Here is an 18,658-nt window from a genome sequence, read left to right as displayed (position 1 = left end):
GCGGAAAAGCGAAGCATATTTATCCATAAAAAGTCGCTTAGACCTGAGGACGCACTGATCACGAGTAAGACCACCTAGCAGACGATGAGAGTCATCATGGGTGAGGTGAAATGCATACGAGGCTGACATGAGTGGGCAGCCTTCTAACTGAAGAGAAATCAGGAGGTCATGGTCTTCCCATCCATAGGATTTGTATATCAGGTCGTGCCCTCCACACCTCACGTAATCATCTCGTCTGCAGATCAGGTTGCCAAAGCCTGGGCGAGTGTTCACAGATGTCCAGTGTTCAATCGAAATGTATTTAGAGCCATTTTGGTCAGTCGATAGTACTGGTAGCTCACCCGACCATATTGTTTGAGCTGAAGCCATGCCCACTTCATAGATATCCCTGATATAGACAACGCTTCTCTTGGCATTAGGCTTATTGACGCAATCCAACATGCCACGAAAAGATGATCTTGTGAATCTTAAGTCGCAGTCAAGGAAAAACAGATAGTCTGCCGATGTAAAGGCAAAGCATTGCAGTTGAAGGATGCTCTTTGAGTGCGGCAAGCGAAGACTAGCGCCAGATAGCGATGATTTCTCTGGTGACACATAACGCTTCCACGAAGACTTCCTGGTGCCGCCATTATTTGCCAACACAAGCACGAATGATCCACATCCGAGAACGATTGATGAGAGGCAGAATGTATTTAGCAATTCTAGACCGGAATTCAACCAGAATCGAAGGTCCTGATCTCTTCTGTAACAGGGAATGACAAGGTCAATCATCTATTCCTTGAGTAGTAACGAACCCGATTTGCTTTCACAAGCTCTGGCTCGTTCCATCCATTTTGGTCACAATGGTCAAAGTGAAGATACAAGAGATCTCTCGAACGAGCACAGATACGCTTTGTCGACTTGCAATATCGTTCAAGTACATCTTGATCTTCGCAACCCCAACCCACAAACTCTTCGTCCCATCCACCGATTGATAGCAGCTCAAGACGGTTGTATGCAGGGCAAACCATAAATCGCTCACCTTGCATCAGCTGCTTATAGATAGCTCCGCTACAGTCTTCGGGTGCAGCCTTTGGAACTGAGATAGTATAGCTATTGACACAAGAATCATCATTTCCGGACATGACTCTGTATCCACCAATGATTAACTGTGGTGATGTAGTCACAAGACTGCACAGCGTGTCTATGGAGAACATTGGAAGAAGGTCGGCATCAAGTGGGATGACATAGTCACCTCGGGATTCACTAAGAGCATGGTTAAGGAGACGTGTCTTGTGGAACTCCTTACGATCAGAATCTACCCTTAGACACTTAACACCATGCTCAGCCAACAATTCCGAGAGTTCGCGATCGGAAAATGCTGTCTCTTCTACAAAGATCAGCTCGCACTCTGCCCGTGTGATCTGAGGAAGCAGGTATTTACAAATGCGCCGTACATCATCTACTCTGTGACGGGCCGGCAGTAGGAAACTGATGACGGGCATGATAGAGCGGATTATCTCTTCAGGGAAGGCGGAAGAGTTGAGGGACCTGCTCCTGCAAAGCAATATCTACTCATCAAGACTCGCCGAGGTGAAGAACCCGGAGCGGATGTCGTTGCCATCTATCCACAATATACTGGTTGATCAAGGAGGGATCAAAAAAGATGACTGGTTAAGTTTACAGAATGTAGTCAGTGAAAACTTTTTTGCGTCTGAGTACAAGGGAGTTACCAGTGGCAGATCGGGCAGACGTGCTGAGTATACAAAGCCAGCGGAGTGGATCGTGCAAAGAGATCTCTGGCGACAAAAGAATCTATCGAGGATTGCAGGAAGAGACTATGCTGTCGTCAATATTGCATCACGCTTATTCCCTCACGATCCCTTTGATATATCGATACTTGACTGCAGGTTGTCAAGTGACGAATACGAGAGACTTGGCAAACTGGTTGACTATTATAAGAGCCAGGATGTCACGGTAATATTTAGAGGCTTTCCCGCACGACTAGTCGAGTCACTGGATTTTCTACAGAGAATAAGAGGAGCTCATGAGGGCAGAACAATCATTCTGACTACTGGCTGGTCTGTTCATCCACGAGAGAAAAAGGTCATTGAGAATCGGTTTGGGAAATGCAACGTTTTCAGTGAATATGGGGCTCAGGATCTTGGTATTCAACTGTATTCATGTGAATACTGCGGCATGTTCCATGCAGAAAATCCACGCAGCCTGATCAGCATTAGCGGCCGAAAAATATTTTCAACGGACCTCTACAGTCATACGCAGCCCGTGATTGCAGCAGAGACAACCGACTTAGCAAGGGTAAGGTCTGATACGTGCCCTGCCGGGGAAGGCTTGGTCTTCATGCCCATTTGCATGCCACCAGTGCTACTTCCTCCATCAGAGCGCTCTAGTAGCAGTATCCAACAAATTAGTCCTGGCTCACAAAAGCTGTTGTTGGGGCCTAATGCGCACCCTATTCTTGCTGAGATCCTAAATAGTGGTCCCAAGGTCAATTGGAACCCTAGAGATAAAAGAAAGGACTACAGGCAAGCGCTGCAGGATCTTCTTTCAAAGAACAATATTAGCGAATGCAGAAGTCTGCTTGCATCAGTTCTTGACAAGGAGATGCTATTGGTATGGAAACAAAGGAAAATGAGCTTAGTCTCATTCCTTCTGGGATTCTTAGTGGTAGCCGATAATCATCAGTGGATAGATCTTGCCGGACCTTGGCTCGATAGTAGCGGATCTGATTATCTTCTAGATCTTCTTTCAGCTACGCGAGCAATCTGTGAGAATATCGAGCAGCGAAGCGGTCTTAGTGATGTAGCTTTGTTGGTCGTCGACATAGTCATCAGCCTTTTCTCACTTGACCCAAGCACTCCATTTACTAACTCGCTTGATTCGATAGAACCTCTTCTGGAAGACTTATGCAGAAACATTGGCAACTCAAGGCTCGGCGTAGCCAGCCTCCCAATGGCATCAGCTATCAATTCTTATCTATCTGCCTATTGCTGGAGACATCGCAGAGATATGCTCGAGATGGTATTCAGCTCCTATTCTGGATTCAAGACCCCAAACATGAATTTGATTGAGCAATACCAGTCACTGGGGCTTTTAAGAAAGATCTGACCGATGCTGATGGATATTCAATTTCGAAAAGACAGGCTCCTGAACTCTTGTTGTATATACAAGTCTGCGATAGCACGCTCTGAATCCAATGTGGATAGTTTCTTTATCCGGCGACCAGAATTTAGGGCCACTTGGGATGCGATTAATAGGAAGTCAGAAGATATGTTTAGAATAAGTTCGGCTCTCAGTGAACAGCTCACTACTCAAACCAGTCAGGCGGCCAAGGAGCGACATGACGTCGTCTGTGTGGTTGCATATTTGAGAGATCATGATTACTTCTATGATGCGATCTCATCAATTTTGGACCAGACAAGAAAGCCAGACCGTGTCGTTATTGGTATTGACAATGCATATCAGGATAACGCTTCACAAGATATTCAACTCGCGTCACGAGCACTGGAATCAGCAGACATTCATGTGTCCACCGAGCTTTTCGCAGGCCTAAATGGTCCATATCATATATTTAATAGCATTATTAGCAAGATGAATGACGCTGTCCTCCTCTGGCTTCATGATTCAGATGATATTTCACATCCTACAAGACTAGAAAAACAAATTGCGTTCATGGACTATCACCAGCTCGATATCTGTGGATCATTTGAGCTACGATTTGATCAGGCCGGATATGAGCTATTCCAGTACCCCGTCAACGTGTCTCGTGCACTATCGATCGAGCCTGGCCATTGCATGCTATGGCCTTCCTCGCTAATTAAAGCAAGTCTCTGGCGAAAACTTGGCGGCTGCAGTGATGCGTTCAGATTTGGCGCTGATACAGAGTTTCAGCTTAGAGCCTGTTTCGTCGCACGCATGGGAAATCTGCCTTCTTTTCTTTACGCAAGGAGAAGACGATCCAATTCACTAACATCATCCATAAATACCGGCCTGCGTTCGTGGACCCGTGGATATATTAATTCCATCTATAAAGCTGAGTATTATCAGCGTCAAATGATTCGTTCTTCGGGAAAAGAACCCGTGCTTACGCCTCGCTTCAGCGTGGCCAACGGTCAATTCGGTGGTGAGCGATGCATAGACACGCTCACCGACAGTAGTGTCTAGAACTATAAACAGACATACTCTCCCCATGGAAGTTCAGTGTAATCAATATTTCTATTTGCCTCGCGGCATACTCCCTTTTGGACAGATCCATTTGGCATCCTGAACCAGGTGATAATATAATCCGTCTGATTAACACCAAATGTCACCTTCGTAGTGGTATCACAGGATTTAAGTATATCTTCTGCTATTTGACGCTGGGTATCACTGGAATTCATGAAGCGTTCGGTTCCTTCAGTACCAGAGAGACTAAAGGTCGCGTATTCATTGAACGAGAACGGATTCACGGCCATGGGGCTCATCTCACCGCTTGTGAACTCATCAACTTGACCGCCGTTAGCGGCTATCATTCTGCGTGCCGCTTCGAGCGATTCTGCGCAGGTCTTGGTTCCAGGCTGATATATGGCTGACTGCCTTTTACTTAATAAGGCAATACCGAGACTGACAACTCCTACAGGAAATAGCGCAATGAGAAGAAATACGGGCTGTATCTTTCCGAATACAGAAGCGCTCTTTTTCATAGGGCTTTTTTGTATCGCCCTACCTTAGCAGTCCCTTGTTCTATGGCAAGCTTTTTTGTTGTCTCCTGGTGTGATCACTCTATTTCAAAAGACTTCCTCCACGCGTACCTGCGAATGGGGATCTCCCCCGCCATTTCTTTCCTTGCGAGTTTTAGCACGGGCGCATTGGAGAGGATCAGACTAATATCCACTGTGACGTCAGTCGTTGCGGCAAGGGCACCGATATCTCGATGGGGATGGTGATGGAAAGGCTTGCGAGAGTTTGCGCGGCTGATTTCACCGCTCCTGCAACACCACCCCCTGCCTGAGCACGGTGACGCGATCCACCGCAACCTGATCCGCCATCGGGTGACTGAGGCGCAGCTGCTGCAAGAGCGCCCAGTCGAGCTGCTCCCCCTCCAACCAAGCCGGGAACCATTGGATGCGGGTCATCGACAGCCAAGCGGGCCAGCGCTCAGGAACGGTGTCACCAGCCGTCGTCCCAGCCACCCACACCGTGGCGGTCTCGCCCTGCTGCAAGACGCGGTAGTGCACCTGCAGCTTGTTGTGTGGGAGTGGACTTCTGCTCATCCCTGCGCCTGCCGCTCGTTCTCCTGTTGCTCCTCCTGCCAGGCGCGATGCAGATCAATCCGTGTGATCCGGTAGCCCAGTCGCCGTGCCGCCAGGATCAGCTCCTTGCGCGAGCGGCAGTGCTTGAGGGCGCGCTGCAGGGCTGCATCAGCCTCCACATTGGCCACAAAACGCTCCAGCTCTGACCAGCTCATGGGAGAGGAACTCCTGGGTCTCTCACCATGCCAAGGGCGCCTGAAGTGCGCCAGGTTCCGCAGATCACACTCCTCCAAACCCTGCGTCAGCACTGGGAAAACCGGCCGGGACACCGGCCGGCGGGAGGCGGAGCCTCCCGAGGTGGCTCAGATCACTGAGACCGTGGTGCCCTTACGGCCCTGGAAATGCCGGGCCATCGCATGAGCATCTTCTGCAGGAATCAGGCGGAGCTTTTTGACGGGCTTCCCGCGACGACCGATCGGGGTGGTGATGCGCTCATGGCCATAGGCCTTGATGCCATCGGGATAGGTGTGCAGCACCAGGAAACGGATCTCGCAGCAGGGAGCGGTGGGGCGTGCCATGGAAGGGGAAGGCGTGGAACACCCCGACCGAGGCCCGCTGTGGCGGAGGCGGCAAGGACTGCGCAGCAGCCCGGCCTGATCCTTGCCGCCTCTGACGCAGTGGGCACGCTGGGAGGGATCCACGCCGCTTCCATGGCACGCGCCGCCGCGGCTGTGTGGTGAGCCGAGTGCTGGTGCGGTTCGGAAGGGAGAGCCTCAAGGCCTAAGGCCAGGAGTGAATCACCGAGAGGGGGAGCAGTCCTCGAGATGCACCGCACCGGCTCAAGACGCACCGCAAGAAGCGCCGCGCCGGGCACCTCCAGGATCGCCCCTGGTCAAGGGCTGACGCGAGGCGAGCGGACTGGTTGGTGTGGCGCGATCGCCCCGGCGGAGCCGGTGCTCACCGCGCATCAGCGACTGGACTCGCCCCTTGACTGGCGGAGCGGTCCTGAAGGCGTCCCGTCGCTGCGTCGGAAGGCGTCAGTTCTGTATGGCTACCCATGCTGTTGGTTTCGGTCCTGAGGATCCGGTTGGGTTGGTGGAGTCCTGTTATCGGGCGGTGGAGTGGCTGCTGGCCACCCACACCGCCAAAGGGCTCTTGATCCCCAGGCCCTGGATCGATCACCCCTATGGGGAAGAAGAGATCGCCCTGCTGGAAGAGGAGTTGCTTCCTGCAATGGCGGTGTTTCTCGCCAGGGTGGAGGCGATTGATCGAGCGATCGAGGCCGATCAGGAGCTGGAGTTCAAAGCTCACCAGGTCCGCTGAGGGCCAGGCCGGCGGTGGCCGGCCTTTTCTGCTGTTCCCGTTGGGCGGGTCAGGCCGCGGGTGCGTCTGCCAAGAAGCTCTCGATCCAGCGCTGGTGCCGGCTGGTGGTGATCAGCCCAGCCAGGGATGGTTGAGCCTCAGGCACCTGGAAGGCAGCGCGGAAGCCTTTGGAGAAGGCCTCCAGCCGAGCAGGAGCGAGGGCCTTGATCCGCTCCTGCAAGGCTGTGATCGCAGTTGGCTCCAAGGCTTTCTCGTTCTGTGGTGCCGCAGGTGTGGGCTTAGCCGTGACCGCTGGCTTGGCATCGCTCACCTGGCGCTGCTGCTTGTCGTAGAGCGCCAGGCCGAACGGATTGCCAAAAGTCATCAGCGCCCGTTTGGTGGCATCGGTCTCCGCTTCTTTGAGCGCCGATTCATGGGCCAGGCCCTTGTCGGCATCAATGCCATGGCCGGCGCCTGAACCCTCGCGGATCAAGGTGCGGTGGCCGGCAGTCACCGTGATGCGCACGCGGGCGGTGTAGGTGACACCCCAGCCGCTTTTGCGATCCCGCCCAATCGGGCGTTCGTGTTCCGCCACGCAGCGGCTGATCAGGGTGCAGCGCTCCCAGCCGTCAAAACCAAAGATGCGGTTGGCCTCTGCAATCACCTGCCACCCCTCGAGATAGCTGACGCGGCCACGCCCCTGCTCCCGCTGGCGCACATGGGCCCGATCCAACGGCGCCGACAACAACGCCACCTGCCTCTCACTAAACCCGGGGCCGGGGCCAGGGGCCCCCTCGATGTGGGCGGTTGCAGGGGCAGGCGATGGTTGAGCAGCGTCTTGGCTCAGCGTTTCGCGCAGTAGTTGAAGCGTTGTGGGTGGCCGGCTGGTGGCGTTGCGGCGAATTGGAGCGGAGTGGGTAGTGGCTGTGGATGTGATGGCCATGGCGATGAAGTGGTGTGTGTGGAGTGGTGAAAAGGAAGTGGGGCCCGCACCTGCAAAACCCCACTGCGAGGCCCACTGTGGGGGCTAGGTGATGGACCAGTGGCGGCGTTTGATGAGGCGTGCGCCTGGGACGGCGGTGGAGGAGAGGGAGAAGGCGAGGTGGGCGGCTTCTGGTTTGGGGAGGCCTGAGATGGCGGAGGAGATGACGGAGCGGATGCGGGCCTTGATGGAGGTTTTGTTTGGTGTGGTGGTGGTTTGGGTGGTGAGGAGATCTGGAGGGAGGAGATCGGGTTCATCGATCTCGATGGCTTCTGTGGTGCGTGAGGTGAGGCGGTGATCGAGCAGGTTGTGGGCAGTGGCGGATGGGTCGAGGCGGGAGAGCAGATGAATGAGGGTGGATTCGAGGGCGTCAGCGCGGTTGTCTTCTCGTTTGGCGAGGGCTGAGAAGCGCTTGGATTGGCCGGAGTGGTAGTTGGCTTCTGCGCGGAGGCGTTCGATCACCCAACAGGTGGCATCGGCTTTGCGCAGGAAGGCCTCGCGTTTGTTGTCCTCAAGTGCGAGGGATTCCTCGAGATCAGCAATGGCGAGAGCACGTTCGTCGTCGTCCTCGGTGTCGAGACGCTCCGAGAGGCGAGCAATCCACGAGGTTTCGGCTTGGAGATCAGCGCCGAGCTCCCAGAGGGTGGGGAGCTGGGGGGTGACATCAGGAGGGGTGGTGACAGGAATGGCGACAGACATGGCTGAGGTGTGTGATGTGTGGGAAGGGAAGAACGGATGAGGCCTATGCCGCCTCAGGGATCTGGATCACCTCGATGGGGATGGCCGAGCGGCGGCTGAGGCGATGGGCCTGATCGAGCAGCGAGGCCGTGCCGCGGGATCCCGGGAACGCGATCACGAGCAAGGCAGCGCCGAGGGGAAGAGCGGAGAGCAGATCCAGAGAGCGCTGGAGCATCTGGCGATTGCGGATCGGCCCAGCGGCGCGGCCGTGTTGCCTCCAGGCGGCAGGGCAAGGGATCTGGGGCCAGCCCAGCTGATCGGCAGCGGCCGCGATCGCCTGATCAGCCCCGCGGGCAGCGCCATGGAGCAGGGCCTGTACCAGGCGGCCACGGGTGGCGCGCAGGAGATGGGTGGCGATCAATTCGGAGGGCCAGGTGAGATCACGACCACCACCGGCCACGACCACCAGCTGGCCGCTACCTGGCAGAAAGATTGAGGCAAACAGAGAAGGATCAGGCGGCGCCAATGCGGCGGCCTGGGTGAACAAAGGCATGGGAAGAAAATGAGCGTAGAGGGATCTCTTTCAAGGGCTCCGGCTACAGCGGAGGCCATCCCTTGATCACCTTCTTATTGTATCAGTACGGGCGTACTATGCGCCAGGTGAGACGGGGCTTGCGGGGCTCTCTTCTTGAATCTTTACGGCTCTAGATCCAGGCATCTGGGGCATCAGCAGCGGGGCAACTCTTCTGAAAGCCGAGCAGCCATCAAGCGCCCAGAACGCAGCCACCAACAGCGCTTCTAGGAGCATCAGACGGGCCCCAATGCGCCGGGCCACCGCAGCCGCGGGAGGACGCCATGCCTGCAGAACCAACGCCACACATCCCGGCGGCGGCAAGGACAGAAGAGATCACGCGAGCGCCAGGGCCGGTGTCCGCGCAGCGGCTACGCCGGCTCGCGAAGCCCTGGCGCCGTGTGACATCCTCCAATTCCGCCGCCGGGTGGCGACACACGCGCGAGCAAGAGACCCTGTTAAAAGACGAAGACCTTGACACAAGGACAGAGTCCTCGCGGCTATAGAAATACAGAAGAAATAACTAGTAGCCAGATTATTGAGCTAGAAACTGGGCCAGAAAGGTCCATGAGATGAAACGCGTTGCAGCAGCTGGCATTGGGGCGGGTTGTATTACGGCATTAGCCGCAGGCTGGTACCTGCTCAGCCCTTTCGCGGCAGTCGCGGGATGTAGAAACGCAATTATTGAGCTCAATTCTGAAAGGGCATCAGAGTGCATTGACTTTCCAGTTCTAAGAGAAAACCTTAAATCCGAGCTTCCTGCACTGCTGGCAAAACAGATGCAGCAGGACCCAGAAATGCAAGCCAATCCTTTCGCCAGCTTCGGCATGGCCCTGATCATGCCAATGGTATCTGCAATGGTTGATGCTTACGTCACGCCAGCGGGACTAAGAACAGCCTTCGAAATGGCAAAGTCAAGCCAATCTGGCGTAGGGGCTAGCACAGAGAATGAGGGCGAGGCCGCCGCAGCCAATAGATCAGCAGAGCTGAGCGAGTCATTACAGAAAAGCTCGCTCGGTTACAAGGGCCTTGATAAGTTCCAGGTAACTGGAACAAACGAAGACGGGTCTAAGATCACGCTTATATTTAATCGACAAGGGTTTGCGGACTGGAAGCTCTCAAGCATAAGCTTCTAGCAACATAGTCTTTACAAGCAAGTATTCACCAAAAGAGCTAATGCAGAGCGGAAGATATGCTATCTGCAGTAAATAGAGGAATTCCAGGCCTACCGTATCTTTAGATCACCCAGGGCAAGGACAGGGCAAGAGGAACCAACTGCTTCCAGCCATCGTTCTGATAATCCAGCCTGTCGCGAGTCATGCGCAGAAGACTCACTCCAGCTCAAACGTGTTGTGGACGATGCCGCTTCCGTCAGGGCCCGGGACAGTGACAACAGCAAAGCGTTGGCCTCCGCGTCGATAGTCATAGCGACAGAAGCCCATCCCCGTTCCCGAGCAGCCGCTCAGGCTGGCCAGGGTGTTGTGGGCCAGTCGCTGCTCAAACGGCAGGGGATCGCGATCGGGCTTGGCCACCCAGCCGTCCGCAAGCAAGCGCGCGTCAACCTCACTGATCGGCTCTCGAGGTTCGATCACCGGCAGGGGCGTCTCTGTATCGCCACCGGAGCGCACGGCCTGCGTGAGCACAACCCCCGCCGCCGCAGCCACCCCCAACCACCAGAACCGTCTGGGCCAGCGGGGATTGGCATGGCTGGCGGCCACGGGCGCGCTGAGAACCGGGGTACACGCCGATTACAGCAACGAAACGTCGCCAGCGGTCACTCCGCCGTGGAGCTGGCGACCGGTTCGAGGAGATCCAACAACGCCTGCAATTCCGCCTGCGGCTCCCGCTGCAACACCCCCATCACGTCCGCTCCGGGGTCTGCCGCTTGCGCGAGTGCTGCACCAACGGCTCCCTGAAGTTGCCCGGCCAGCTGCAATGCCATCGGGGCAATCGCTCCATCCACGGCCACAACCGCCAGGCTGCCCAGCCACTCCATCGCCGCCCGACAGGCGTGGTCCTGAAAGGAAAGACACTGCAGCAGAGTGCGGCACTCTGCTGCATGTACAAAAAGCGTCAGAGCCCTGCGTTCCGCGCGCCGGCGGGCTGTAGCGGAGCAGGGTTCAGCAACTGCCATGGCAGAGGGCAAGGTCCCGCTCTCCTGCTCGCCGCTACGGCGTAACGCCATCTCCAGACGCTGCTCCGCTGATCTCCGGAGCACCCCATCCGGCAGCTGCTCCACCAGGGCCTGACCGTCACGCTCGACCGCTTGCAGGGTTTCGAGTGATGCCTCACCGGTGCACGCTGTCAGAGGTGCCAAAAGCCGATCAAGCCGCCACTCCAGCCAGTGCTTCGCACCGACGAGCAATCCCTCGATAGCGCTGGCTCCCTGGCTGCGGAGCAGCCCATCGGCGTCCTGCCCCTCAGGCAGCTGCACCACAGAAGCGCTGAGCCCACCGGCAACGAGCTGCGGCTGCAACTGTTCAAGCAGCTTGTCCGTCGCCGCTTGCCCGGCCCGGTCCCCATCGAGGGCAACGAGCAGATGCTTCATCCCCTGGCGTTGCAGGAGCTGCAGCTGCAACGCCGACACGCTCGTCCCCAGACAAGCCACGGCATTCGTGAGCCCCGCCTGGTGGAGCTGGATCACATCCAGCGGGCCTTCCACCAACAGCGCTGTGCCCTCCTTACGGATGGCCTCCACGGCTTGGTCCAGCCCAAAGACCACCCCATTGCGTTGGAAGAGCAGGTCGTTCGTGCTGTTGCGGTACTTGGGTTCCTGGTTGCCGATAGCCCGGCCGCAGAAGCCAGCGGTCTGGCCGGAGGCGTCATTGAGGGGAATCACAAGGCGCCCACCGGCAAAACCCAGGTGCCAGGCGCGAGCGGTGTAGGCACTGATGCCACGGGCCTGGAGGTAGTCGGCGCCATCGCCGCCTTGCTCGAGCTGTTGCACCAGTTCCAGGTGGAACTGAGCCCGCTGCTCACTGCGCTTGGCCATCAACTGACGCCTCTCGCGCCACTCCTGCTCGAACTGCTCCTGCGCCTCCGGGTCGCCTTCCGCCACGCTCACACCCGTGCGGCGGGCCAGCTCGAGCACGGCTTCTTGAAAGCTCAGGCCCTGCCTGTCCTGCAGCCAGCCGATGGCATCGGTGCCTTTGCCGCAGACAAAGCAGTGCACCCGGTTGCGCGTTGGGCTAACAGACAGCGAGGGGCGGCGATCGTCGTGCCAAGGGCAACGGGTCACGAACTCCCGGCCACTCTTCTGGAGTTCAGTGGGCCCAAAGAGATCCGTGACCTGGGCCCGTTCGCGCACGCTTTCCAACACCGCCGGCGTGAGCAGCCCAGCCGGGCGACCCGTGGGGTGGCCGCTGGGATGCCCACTGGGTGCACGGCGGGCCGCACCTCCAATCACCCGATGAGGGGCGGCCATGCCGCTGGGTTTGCCACTGCCGCTGGCCATGCCACTGCTGTTCATAGGCACTCCACGCCGGGGTAGAGGTCAGTGCCGGTGAACAGCTTGCGGGCCTCGTCGCCCTCCAGGTAGCAGTGGCTGCGGTCCAGGCGAATCGTGGTCTTGCTCAGGTCGGAGCCGGCGGCCATCTGGCCGTGGCGGTATTTGCCGTGGTGCACCTCTAGCAGGCCCGGCTGAGAGGGAGTGAATTCATCGAGCTTGGGCCGATCGATCAGCCACACCGCCGATGCGTAGCGCTCCAGCTCGGATGTGCCCGCCAGGTGGGAGACATCGGGGCCGGTGGGGTTGCCGTAGGCGCCGCGGTTCAGCTGCGCCACCACGAACACATCGAGTTCACAGCGGCCGGCCAGGGCCTTGATGGCGGTTGCACGGGCAGCCAATTCAGCGGTGGTGTTGCTGCCGTAACCAGGCGTGGGGCCCATAGCGTGGAAGTGATCGAGCACCACCGCCGCCAGCTCGGGATGGGCGCTTTTGCAGTCCTCCACCAGAGCCGCCAGCTCTTCCACCGTGGCGGCGAAGTGCGATTGGTAGAGCACCCGGCCCATCCGCTGCCCGTTGGGGGCAATGCTTTGTTCGAACTGAGCAGAGAGCTGGTTGAGGTGTTCGAAATCGCGGCCCTCGATCACCTCACCGCGGCCCTCGAGTTCATTGGCGGAGTAGCGCGGCGTGAACACCCCGCTGGCGCGGCGGCAGTAGTTGGCCAGTAGCCGTGCGCCGATGGCGCGGCGGCTCAGTTCGCAGGAGAGCACCAGGACAGAAGCGCCGTTGATGGCGAGGCCCATGGCGGCGGCGATGCCCACCGTGGTTTTGCCCACACCGGACTTAGCAGCCAACACCCAGGTGCTGTCGCCAGTCCCGGGGAGCACCCCGCCGCGCATGTCGATGTCCAGCGAGGGGATACCCGTCGAGATCGGCTTGGGGCGTTGCTCGGCTGGGAGAGAAGCCAGCGCGAGGCACTCGCGCCTGGCATCGGCCTCGCTGCAGACCTGGAAGCTCTGGCGATAACGCCCCGCCGTGATCGAGGTGGCGTCATTGAGCAACTGCCGGCAGCTCTCCAGTTCGCCATCGATGCCGCAGTCGATCTGCTCGCGCGCCAGGAGCTTGCGCAGGCCTGGATAAAACAGCGCCCGTGCCTTGGCGCTCTGGAAGAGCCGGCAGGCAATTTTGAAGTCCAGCTCGGGGTGAATCAGGCCGTCATCCCCCCAGGCGATCACCTCAGACAACGCTTCCTCTATCTGAAAAAGCGACCCGCGGAAGCGGCCTTCCAGGGCGCGTTGGCGCAGGTCCTCACGGATGGCGTTGGCATTGAGCACGTCGATGTCACGACGGCCGCGGAACAGCTCATCGATCTCAAGCGCCAGGGCCCTGAGCCCCGGTTGGGTCCAGATCGAGCCGGGCACCACCTCGTCAAACCGCAGACCAATGGCGCGGCGGAAGAGACCCCAGCGCTCGCGTTGGTCGTCGGTTCCGACCAACACCGCAGCCAGCAGATTCTTTTCGTGCTCCGCCAGGGAGTGATCAGCCGGCACGTCCGGGACCTCAGCTGCCATCAACCCGGCGGCGGTCTCAATGAAGACGCCTTCATCGATCAGCCGTTGAATCAGCGACGGATCGAAGGCACCGGGCATGGGGGTCTTGAACTCCTCGTTGCCGGGGTCATTGGCGCCGGCAGCGGTGTTGGCATTCGGGGTGGTGGTCATGGCGTGAACAGCGATGGGACGTGTGGGCCCTGGATTCAGCGCCTGGCCTCCTCGGCGAACTGCTCGGCCGCCTTGCCTGGCGTTCCGAAACCGGCGGCCTCCAGAACTTCCGCCAGGTGTTGTTTTTCGCTCGCCGGAAGCTCGCGGCCCGCCATGCCCTTTCCCTTCCACTCATGACCGTCCCAGAGCAGAAGCTCACAGGCACGAAGGTGGTCGGGGTGGAAGGCGGGAGCCGGGCGTTTTTGGCCCACTCCTGGAGTGTTCCCACCGATGGCGCTCGTGAGCCGTTGGGTGTATGTCGCGGAGTCAGATGCGCCCCAGCAGAAGACATGCCAGAACTCCACCCCCAGACCCGCTGCCTTGCGATCAGCGCTCAACAGAGCCATGGCGCAATCCGAGCCGCTGCGGCCCTGCGGGTAGGTCACGCGCCAGAAGTCAGGCACGCGCCGTAGTGCGCTGATCAGCACCGACCAGAAGGCCTCGGCGCCGCCGGCGTGGCGAATCGCCTTCTGCAACTTGCTGACCAGGGCTGATCCCGTGGGGTGGTAAGCCGGCCAGCTCTGGGGTTTGTGCTGGTTGTAGGTGGCAGTGAACTGAGCGATCAACGGGCTTTTTGGGGCAGTGCTCTCGGGCTGAGCTGAGGGTTCCGACGGTCCCGCGGTTATGGCTTGCTGTGTTTGCAGCACTTGGTCTTGCTTGACCTCTGCGGTTTGTGGCTCCGGCGTGCATGCATCAGAGGCCGCAACATCGCCTCTCTGATCGCCTCGACCGCATGGACCCTGGGGCTCATGGAGGCGAATGCAAAGCCCTGTTGTGCTGCTCGTGAAGCTCAACCAACCGATGGCTTCCAGATCCAGCAAATCGGCCCGGATTTCTCGTGGGTGCAGATGCCAGGCCTCCGCCAGTTGACGGCAACCCACCTGAACGCTGGATCCACCTCGAGCACGGAATTGCAGGTGCCCAAACAGCGTGGCTACACGCAAGGCGCGACTGGGACGCCGCGACCCTGTGCGCCCACGATCGAGCTGTTGCAGGGCTCGGTAGGTGAGATCAACGGCCTCAGTGCTGACGGCGTAAAAGCGCATGGGCGATGCAGGAATGCCTGCCCGTGGTGATACCTAGAGGCTATGGGGGGCGCCCCTGATCACTGTGCTGGACTGAGTTCTCTGGTGGGCTCGATGCGCCAGATCGGCTGGTGGCTGTTCCCTTGGTGTTGTCCCACCCCGAGGAGCGGCTGTTTGGGCTGTTCTTTTGGTTTTGTTCTCTAAGAGTTTTTAGAGATATAGATGGTGAGCCAATCTGATCCACCCCCTGTGACCAGTCTGGCTACAGCAATCGAACCAATCTGGCTACAGCAGTCAGATCGTTCTGGCTACAGCAGAGGCCTTTGGGGTTGGAGCTTGAGATCAGATTGATCCAGCCGCTGAGCTCAAGTCGCCCTCACCTGAGCAGGGCCTCATGGTCCAGTGAAGGCAATCTGTACCCACCGCTCACAGGCCAACGCTGTAACGCAACCCGGCCGAACGGCGCAAGGGTGAAACCACGGGGAATGCTCGCGGCAGTTGCCGCTGTTTCCCATGCCCCCTCGTCATGCCCCCGTTGCCTCCACCGTGAAGACCTGGCTGAACACCAGCAGTGCCCATCGCCCACTGTGCGAGCGCACGGTGATGGAGCTATCGCGCCGGATTCAGCGCTGGCAACAACACCCCGATGGCCCCAGCCATGCCCCCAAGCCCTTGCGCCGCAGTGCCTTGCGGGCGCGGGAGCAACTGGTGCGCCACAACCTCGGCCTGGTGGCTCACACCTGGGGCCGCCATCGCTGCAGCCTGCCCGCCCACGACGACACCACTGCCGATGCGCTGCAGGAAGCGGCGCTGAATCTGGTGCGCGCAGCCGAGAAATTTGATCCGGCCAAGGGCTATCGGTTCTCCACCTACGCCACCTTCTGGGTGCGGCGGGGGTTCACCGAGTTCGAACAACGCGCCAAGCGCGCGATTCGCTTCCCGGCAGAGAAAGCAGCGGTGGTGCTTAAGGCCCTGCGCCTGAGTCAGCAACAACAGGCCACCACGGGTGATGAACCCTCGCTGGAGTGGTTGGCCGCCCAGCTCAAATTCGATGGCAAAGCGATGAACGCGGAGCAGTTGGCGGAGTTCATCCGGCAGTGGGATGCCACCCGCACCGGATCTCTGGATGGCGCAGAGGACGATGGCGACGAGAAGGGTGGTTGCAGCCGGCTTGATCTGGCCTCCCTGCAGCAAGCAGCCGAACAGCAGCAGACACAAGAGCCCGACCCACAACACGCGGCCCTGCCGCAGTTGATGAGCTGCCTGGATGAACAGGAGCACCGCCTGATCCGCAACCGCTACCTGCGCCGGCCGCCGCTGAGCCCCTGTCAGCTGCGCCGCTCCATGGGCGGGATGCAGCGCGAGCAGCTGGAACAGTTGGAAGCAACCGCTCTTAACAAGTTGCGCCAGTCCGCCACCGAGCACAACCTCAAGATTCAGCTCTGATCGATCACCAGCCACTGGCTGGCCGTACAACGCCCGGGGACCAGTCGTCCTCGGGCATTTGTCCTGTTGTGGCCCAGGTCTATGGCCTGTTGCTACAGATTGGTGATTGGCCTGGGGGTGATGCAACCCGAGGACTTGCGGCGTCACGTTCAGACCCTGCAAAGCACGATTACGAGCCTTCTCGATGGCTGGACCGTTGTGGTCTGCAGTGCCCACCAGCGCATGCGCGACACCACAGCGCTTCTGCTCCCGCAGCTGCAATTCAGCGCGAGCAGCACCGCAGAACTCCTGGCGCTGCCGCTACCTGAAACGGGGAAGTTGCTGGTGCTCTGCGACGACGACAGCCCCGATGGCGGGGCCACAGAGCTGATCACGCAACTGCGCGAGCGCCACGGTGACAAGCGTTGCCGCTTCCTGCTCTGCCTGGATGCGGCGATCAGCGGCGAACGGCTGGTGCGGCTCTGGCGGTTGCGCCCCGATGGAATCAGTTGCCGCGAGAGCTGCGGCAGTGGCCGTCTGCTCCAGTGCGTCGCCGTGCTCCTGCGCCACGGCCGCTACGAAGACCCCCAGCTCTCCGATCGCATCCGCCACCTGCTCGCCAACACGCCGCTGCAAGAAGAAGCCGTAGTGCTCTCCGTGAAGGAAGAACAGCTGGTGCGCCTGGTGGCCGGCGGCCGCAGCACCCGCGAGATCGCTGCTCAACTGCAGGTGCGCACCGACACGGTGCGGCGCCGGCTGAGTGCCTTGTACGGCAAAACAGGAGCCCGCAACCAAGGCGGACTCCTGGTGTGGGGCCTCGAGCACGGGGTGCTCAAGCAGCCAGATCTCGCCTGCGGGCTGCATCAACGGCCGGGGCAAGAGCAGGGCGCCGCGGCAGGTGGCAACAGGCACCGGAGCCGGGCAACACGTCGCTGAGTCGCGTGGCCGCCAGCAGTGCATCGAGCTCAATGATCTGCACCGCCTCGCGCTGACGGGGCAGCCAACCGGCGAGCAACTGGCGATCACCCAGGGGCAGCGGCTTGGGTAGCTCGAGCCGTTGGCCGAGGAATGGCAACCAACGTTCGACGCCGTCGGCCTCACGCCAGGGTTCAAAGCTGGCGATCTCCGCCAACTGTTTGAGGGAGATCTCGCCGTAGCTGAGGGAGGTGAGGTACATCACGTCCTTGAGCTGCTCGGCCGCAAGGGGCAGAGGCATCCAGAAGCCGCGATCTGCGGCGTTCTCGATCGCATCACGGTGGTGATGGGTGAGCAGAACCTTGGTGGTCATGGCGATCAGGAATCACTGCACCGGTTCTGGCTTTGAGGCCCTGGCGGGCACCGCCCACAGATGTGGGCACACCCACCCCACAGCTGTGGCATTGGCACCCCACACCTGTGGGATGGAGGTGGTCACCGCACAGGGGGACTTGAGTCCCCATCAGGGATCTGGCGGATGCAGCCGTGGCTGAGGCGTGGCATTTCATCAGGTTTTCTTCCAGGCATCCAGACGACACCTGAGACCGTTGTGCTCACCCTCGAACCGCAGCCCCAGCCCCATCGCAAAGCGGGCCCTGCCCGCACGGAACCCTTGGGGAGTTGCGATCTGTTCATGCCTGTTGTGTTTCGTGGTGCCGCCATTGGCGGTGTGATCGCTCTGGTGATGCAGGCGTGTGGGCCGACACCGCTCGGGGCGGTGGTGCGTGGGGCGTTGGTTCAGCCCATGCATGCCCGCCAATCCGTTGCAGCGGAGCTCGTGCAGAGCAAGGCCAATAGCCTCCCGCACCTGCCAATCCCTGCATGCCAAGACGCTGCCTGCGCCGGCCGATGACCCGTGAGCAACGGGCCTTTGCTTGCGCTCATCTGGGCCTGGCGCATCAACAGGCGCACCGCTTTGCTCGCCGCTGGTCGATGGCGGTCGACGACCTGATCGGCCCCGCTTACGAGGGGTTGTGCAAGGGCGCGATCGGCTTTGATCCGTCGCTGGGGCATCGCCCCTCCAGCTATCTCGTCCCGAAGGTGAAGGGCGAATTGCTGCACTACCTGCGCGATACGGGCTTCTCGCTGCGCATCAGCCACCGGCTGCGGGAGTTGTGGATCAAGGCACGCAAACACGTAGCGCAGGGCCTGAGCGATCAACAGATCGCCGATCAACTCGATGTTCCTCTGGAGCATTGGCTGGATTGCCGCCGCGCCTGCGGACAACGGCCGGTTCCACTACATGAACTCCAGCGCGATTGAG

At 59.3% G+C, this 18,658-nt stretch carries 22 protein-coding genes; 9 read left to right on the top strand and 13 right to left on the bottom strand.

All coding sequences use genetic code 11. The features are described from left to right. Positions 1–767: 767 nt before the first annotated feature. A complete protein-coding gene (locus CB0205_RS16730; RefSeq protein ID WP_071777967.1) occupies positions 768–1,484 on the bottom strand; it encodes a glycosyltransferase family 2 protein in 717 nt (238 codons plus the stop codon). Between CB0205_RS16730 and CB0205_RS16030 the strand changes: the two genes are divergently transcribed. Next, on the top strand, positions 1,483–3,108 hold the full coding sequence (locus tag CB0205_RS16030) for a hypothetical protein (protein WP_198001922.1): 1,626 nt from the start codon (positions 1,483–1,485) through the stop codon (positions 3,106–3,108). The genes CB0205_RS16730 and CB0205_RS16030 overlap by 2 nt on opposite strands. 90 nt (positions 3,109–3,198) lie before the next feature. Continuing rightward, positions 3,199–4,164, top strand: a complete 966-nt coding sequence (locus CB0205_RS15385; RefSeq protein WP_198001921.1) for a glycosyltransferase family A protein — start codon at positions 3,199–3,201, stop codon at positions 4,162–4,164. 2 nt (positions 4,165–4,166) lie between these two features. Here the strand turns inward: CB0205_RS15385 and CB0205_RS16025 are convergent, their stop codons facing one another. Next, on the bottom strand, positions 4,167–4,682 hold the full coding sequence (locus tag CB0205_RS16025) for a hypothetical protein (protein WP_156797890.1): 516 nt from the start codon (positions 4,680–4,682) through the stop codon (positions 4,167–4,169). A gap of 205 nt (positions 4,683–4,887) precedes the next feature. Here CB0205_RS16025 and CB0205_RS16650 point away from each other — a divergent pair, with 205 nt between their 5' ends. Beyond that, the gene (locus tag CB0205_RS16650; RefSeq protein ID WP_255344647.1) at positions 4,888–4,956 is read left to right on the top strand and encodes an excalibur calcium-binding domain-containing protein; all 69 of its coding nucleotides are present in this window, start codon (positions 4,888–4,890) and stop codon (positions 4,954–4,956) included. A gap of 2 nt (positions 4,957–4,958) precedes the next feature. Here CB0205_RS16650 and CB0205_RS0108305 read toward each other — a convergent pair whose 3' ends face one another. The 3 genes from CB0205_RS0108305 to CB0205_RS0108295 form a co-directional block, all read right to left on the bottom strand. Further along, positions 4,959–5,252 carry a hypothetical protein gene (locus CB0205_RS0108305; RefSeq protein WP_010316439.1) on the bottom strand — a complete coding sequence of 98 codons (294 nt, stop codon included), beginning with the start codon at positions 5,250–5,252 and terminating at the stop codon, positions 4,959–4,961. Then, positions 5,249–5,446 carry a Nif11-like leader peptide family natural product precursor gene (locus tag CB0205_RS0108300; protein WP_010316437.1) on the bottom strand — a complete coding sequence of 66 codons (198 nt, stop codon included), beginning with the start codon at positions 5,444–5,446 and terminating at the stop codon, positions 5,249–5,251. Before CB0205_RS0108300 ends, CB0205_RS0108305 begins: the two co-directional genes overlap by 4 nt. A gap of 147 nt (positions 5,447–5,593) precedes the next feature. Continuing rightward, entirely contained in the window at positions 5,594–5,809 is a 216-nt protein-coding gene (locus CB0205_RS0108295; RefSeq protein WP_010316433.1) for a hypothetical protein, read from the bottom strand. A gap of 469 nt (positions 5,810–6,278) precedes the next feature. Here CB0205_RS0108295 and CB0205_RS0108290 point away from each other — a divergent pair, with 469 nt between their 5' ends. Then, entirely contained in the window at positions 6,279–6,554 is a 276-nt protein-coding gene (locus tag CB0205_RS0108290; RefSeq protein WP_010316430.1) for a hypothetical protein, read from the top strand. A gap of 49 nt (positions 6,555–6,603) precedes the next feature. On the opposite strand, the gene CB0205_RS14560 is transcribed toward CB0205_RS0108290, so the two are convergent. The 3 genes from CB0205_RS14560 to CB0205_RS0108275 form a co-directional block, all read right to left on the bottom strand. Beyond that, positions 6,604–7,476, bottom strand: coding sequence for an RAD52 family DNA repair protein (locus tag CB0205_RS14560; protein WP_029626236.1), 873 nt, complete (start codon positions 7,474–7,476; stop codon positions 6,604–6,606). 84 nt (positions 7,477–7,560) lie between these two features. Then, on the bottom strand, positions 7,561–8,214 hold the full coding sequence (locus tag CB0205_RS0108280; RefSeq protein ID WP_010316427.1) for a siphovirus Gp157 family protein: 654 nt from the start codon (positions 8,212–8,214) through the stop codon (positions 7,561–7,563). A gap of 43 nt (positions 8,215–8,257) precedes the next feature. Beyond that, positions 8,258–8,746: an SLOG family protein gene (locus CB0205_RS0108275; protein ID WP_010316425.1), complete on the bottom strand. Its 489-nt coding sequence runs from the start codon at positions 8,744–8,746 to the stop codon at positions 8,258–8,260. 590 nt (positions 8,747–9,336) lie between these two features. On the opposite strand from CB0205_RS0108275, the gene CB0205_RS15380 reads away from it, so the two are divergent. Next, on the top strand, positions 9,337–9,900 hold the full coding sequence (locus CB0205_RS15380; protein ID WP_071777964.1) for a DUF2939 domain-containing protein: 564 nt from the start codon (positions 9,337–9,339) through the stop codon (positions 9,898–9,900). 195 nt (positions 9,901–10,095) lie between these two features. Here the strand turns inward: CB0205_RS15380 and CB0205_RS14550 are convergent, their stop codons facing one another. Genes CB0205_RS14550 through CB0205_RS0108245 form a run of 4 tightly spaced genes read right to left on the bottom strand, consistent with a single transcriptional unit; the run spans position 10,096 to position 15,015 of the window. Continuing rightward, positions 10,096–10,482, bottom strand: a complete 387-nt coding sequence (locus tag CB0205_RS14550) for a hypothetical protein (protein ID WP_010316420.1) — start codon at positions 10,480–10,482, stop codon at positions 10,096–10,098. Positions 10,483–10,538: 56 nt separating this feature from the next. After that, positions 10,539–12,233: a DNA primase gene (locus CB0205_RS15075; RefSeq protein WP_010316418.1), complete on the bottom strand. Its 1,695-nt coding sequence runs from the start codon at positions 12,231–12,233 to the stop codon at positions 10,539–10,541. Beyond that, positions 12,230–13,930 carry a DnaB-like helicase C-terminal domain-containing protein gene (locus tag CB0205_RS0108250; protein WP_010316416.1) on the bottom strand — a complete coding sequence of 567 codons (1,701 nt, stop codon included), beginning with the start codon at positions 13,928–13,930 and terminating at the stop codon, positions 12,230–12,232. Before CB0205_RS0108250 ends, CB0205_RS15075 begins: the two co-directional genes overlap by 4 nt. A gap of 35 nt (positions 13,931–13,965) precedes the next feature. Further along, on the bottom strand, positions 13,966–15,015 hold the full coding sequence (locus CB0205_RS0108245; protein WP_010316414.1) for a hypothetical protein: 1,050 nt from the start codon (positions 15,013–15,015) through the stop codon (positions 13,966–13,968). Positions 15,016–15,507: 492 nt separating this feature from the next. On the opposite strand from CB0205_RS0108245, the gene CB0205_RS0108240 reads away from it, so the two are divergent. Then, positions 15,508–16,440 (top strand): sigma-70 family RNA polymerase sigma factor, encoded by a 933-nt coding sequence (locus tag CB0205_RS0108240; RefSeq protein ID WP_029626235.1) that lies wholly within the window; start codon positions 15,508–15,510, stop codon positions 16,438–16,440. 120 nt (positions 16,441–16,560) lie between these two features. Then, complete coding sequence (locus CB0205_RS0108235; protein ID WP_232197276.1) at positions 16,561–17,355, top strand: LuxR C-terminal-related transcriptional regulator; 795 nt, start codon at positions 16,561–16,563, stop codon at positions 17,353–17,355. On the opposite strand, the gene CB0205_RS0108230 is transcribed toward CB0205_RS0108235, so the two are convergent. After that, positions 17,252–17,707, bottom strand: coding sequence for a hypothetical protein (locus tag CB0205_RS0108230; RefSeq protein ID WP_029626234.1), 456 nt, complete (start codon positions 17,705–17,707; stop codon positions 17,252–17,254). The genes CB0205_RS0108235 and CB0205_RS0108230 overlap by 104 nt on opposite strands. 237 nt (positions 17,708–17,944) lie before the next feature. Between CB0205_RS0108230 and CB0205_RS0108225 the strand changes: the two genes are divergently transcribed. Together CB0205_RS0108225 and CB0205_RS14540 are read left to right on the top strand one after the other, a co-directional pair. Beyond that, positions 17,945–18,247 (top strand): hypothetical protein, encoded by a 303-nt coding sequence (locus CB0205_RS0108225; RefSeq protein ID WP_010316407.1) that lies wholly within the window; start codon positions 17,945–17,947, stop codon positions 18,245–18,247. Further along, a complete protein-coding gene (locus CB0205_RS14540) occupies positions 18,217–18,657 on the top strand; it encodes a sigma factor (RefSeq protein WP_232197275.1) in 441 nt (146 codons plus the stop codon). The genes CB0205_RS0108225 and CB0205_RS14540 overlap by 31 nt, the downstream gene beginning before the upstream one ends. The last annotated feature ends 1 nt before the right edge of the window (position 18,658 follow it).

It is taken from the genome of Synechococcus sp. CB0205 (assembly GCF_000179255.1).
GTDB lineage: Bacteria > Cyanobacteriota > Cyanobacteriia > PCC-6307 > Cyanobiaceae > Vulcanococcus.
Note: the sequence above shows the minus strand (reverse complement) of the source record. Positions and strands in the feature narration are given on the sequence as shown.

Coding starts and splice junctions, on each gene's coding strand:
- CB0205_RS15380 (WP_071777964.1), top strand. CDS start 9,337: ATGAAACGCGTTGCAGCAGCTGGCATTGGGGCGGGTTGTATTACGGCA.
- CB0205_RS14540 (WP_232197275.1), top strand. CDS start 18,217: ATGCCAAGACGCTGCCTGCGCCGGCCGATGACCCGTGAGCAACGGGCC.
- CB0205_RS15075 (WP_010316418.1), bottom strand. CDS start 12,233: ATGAACAGCAGTGGCATGGCCAGCGGCAGTGGCAAACCCAGCGGCATG.
- CB0205_RS0108280 (WP_010316427.1), bottom strand. CDS start 8,214: ATGTCTGTCGCCATTCCTGTCACCACCCCTCCTGATGTCACCCCCCAG.
- CB0205_RS16025 (WP_156797890.1), bottom strand. CDS start 4,682: ATGAAAAAGAGCGCTTCTGTATTCGGAAAGATACAGCCCGTATTTCTT.
- CB0205_RS0108250 (WP_010316416.1), bottom strand. CDS start 13,930: ATGACCACCACCCCGAATGCCAACACCGCTGCCGGCGCCAATGACCCC.
- CB0205_RS16730 (WP_071777967.1), bottom strand. CDS start 1,484: ATGCCCGTCATCAGTTTCCTACTGCCGGCCCGTCACAGAGTAGATGAT.
- CB0205_RS0108235 (WP_232197276.1), top strand. CDS start 16,561: ATGCAACCCGAGGACTTGCGGCGTCACGTTCAGACCCTGCAAAGCACG.
- CB0205_RS0108275 (WP_010316425.1), bottom strand. CDS start 8,746: ATGCCTTTGTTCACCCAGGCCGCCGCATTGGCGCCGCCTGATCCTTCT.
- CB0205_RS0108290 (WP_010316430.1), top strand. CDS start 6,279: ATGGCTACCCATGCTGTTGGTTTCGGTCCTGAGGATCCGGTTGGGTTG.
- CB0205_RS0108305 (WP_010316439.1), bottom strand. CDS start 5,252: ATGAGCAGAAGTCCACTCCCACACAACAAGCTGCAGGTGCACTACCGC.
- CB0205_RS0108245 (WP_010316414.1), bottom strand. CDS start 15,015: ATGCGCTTTTACGCCGTCAGCACTGAGGCCGTTGATCTCACCTACCGA.
- CB0205_RS16030 (WP_198001922.1), top strand. CDS start 1,483: ATGATAGAGCGGATTATCTCTTCAGGGAAGGCGGAAGAGTTGAGGGAC.
- CB0205_RS0108300 (WP_010316437.1), bottom strand. CDS start 5,446: ATGAGCTGGTCAGAGCTGGAGCGTTTTGTGGCCAATGTGGAGGCTGAT.
- CB0205_RS14560 (WP_029626236.1), bottom strand. CDS start 7,476: ATGGCCATCACATCCACAGCCACTACCCACTCCGCTCCAATTCGCCGC.
- CB0205_RS0108230 (WP_029626234.1), bottom strand. CDS start 17,707: ATGACCACCAAGGTTCTGCTCACCCATCACCACCGTGATGCGATCGAG.
- CB0205_RS0108240 (WP_029626235.1), top strand. CDS start 15,508: ATGCCCCCTCGTCATGCCCCCGTTGCCTCCACCGTGAAGACCTGGCTG.
- CB0205_RS0108295 (WP_010316433.1), bottom strand. CDS start 5,809: ATGGCACGCCCCACCGCTCCCTGCTGCGAGATCCGTTTCCTGGTGCTG.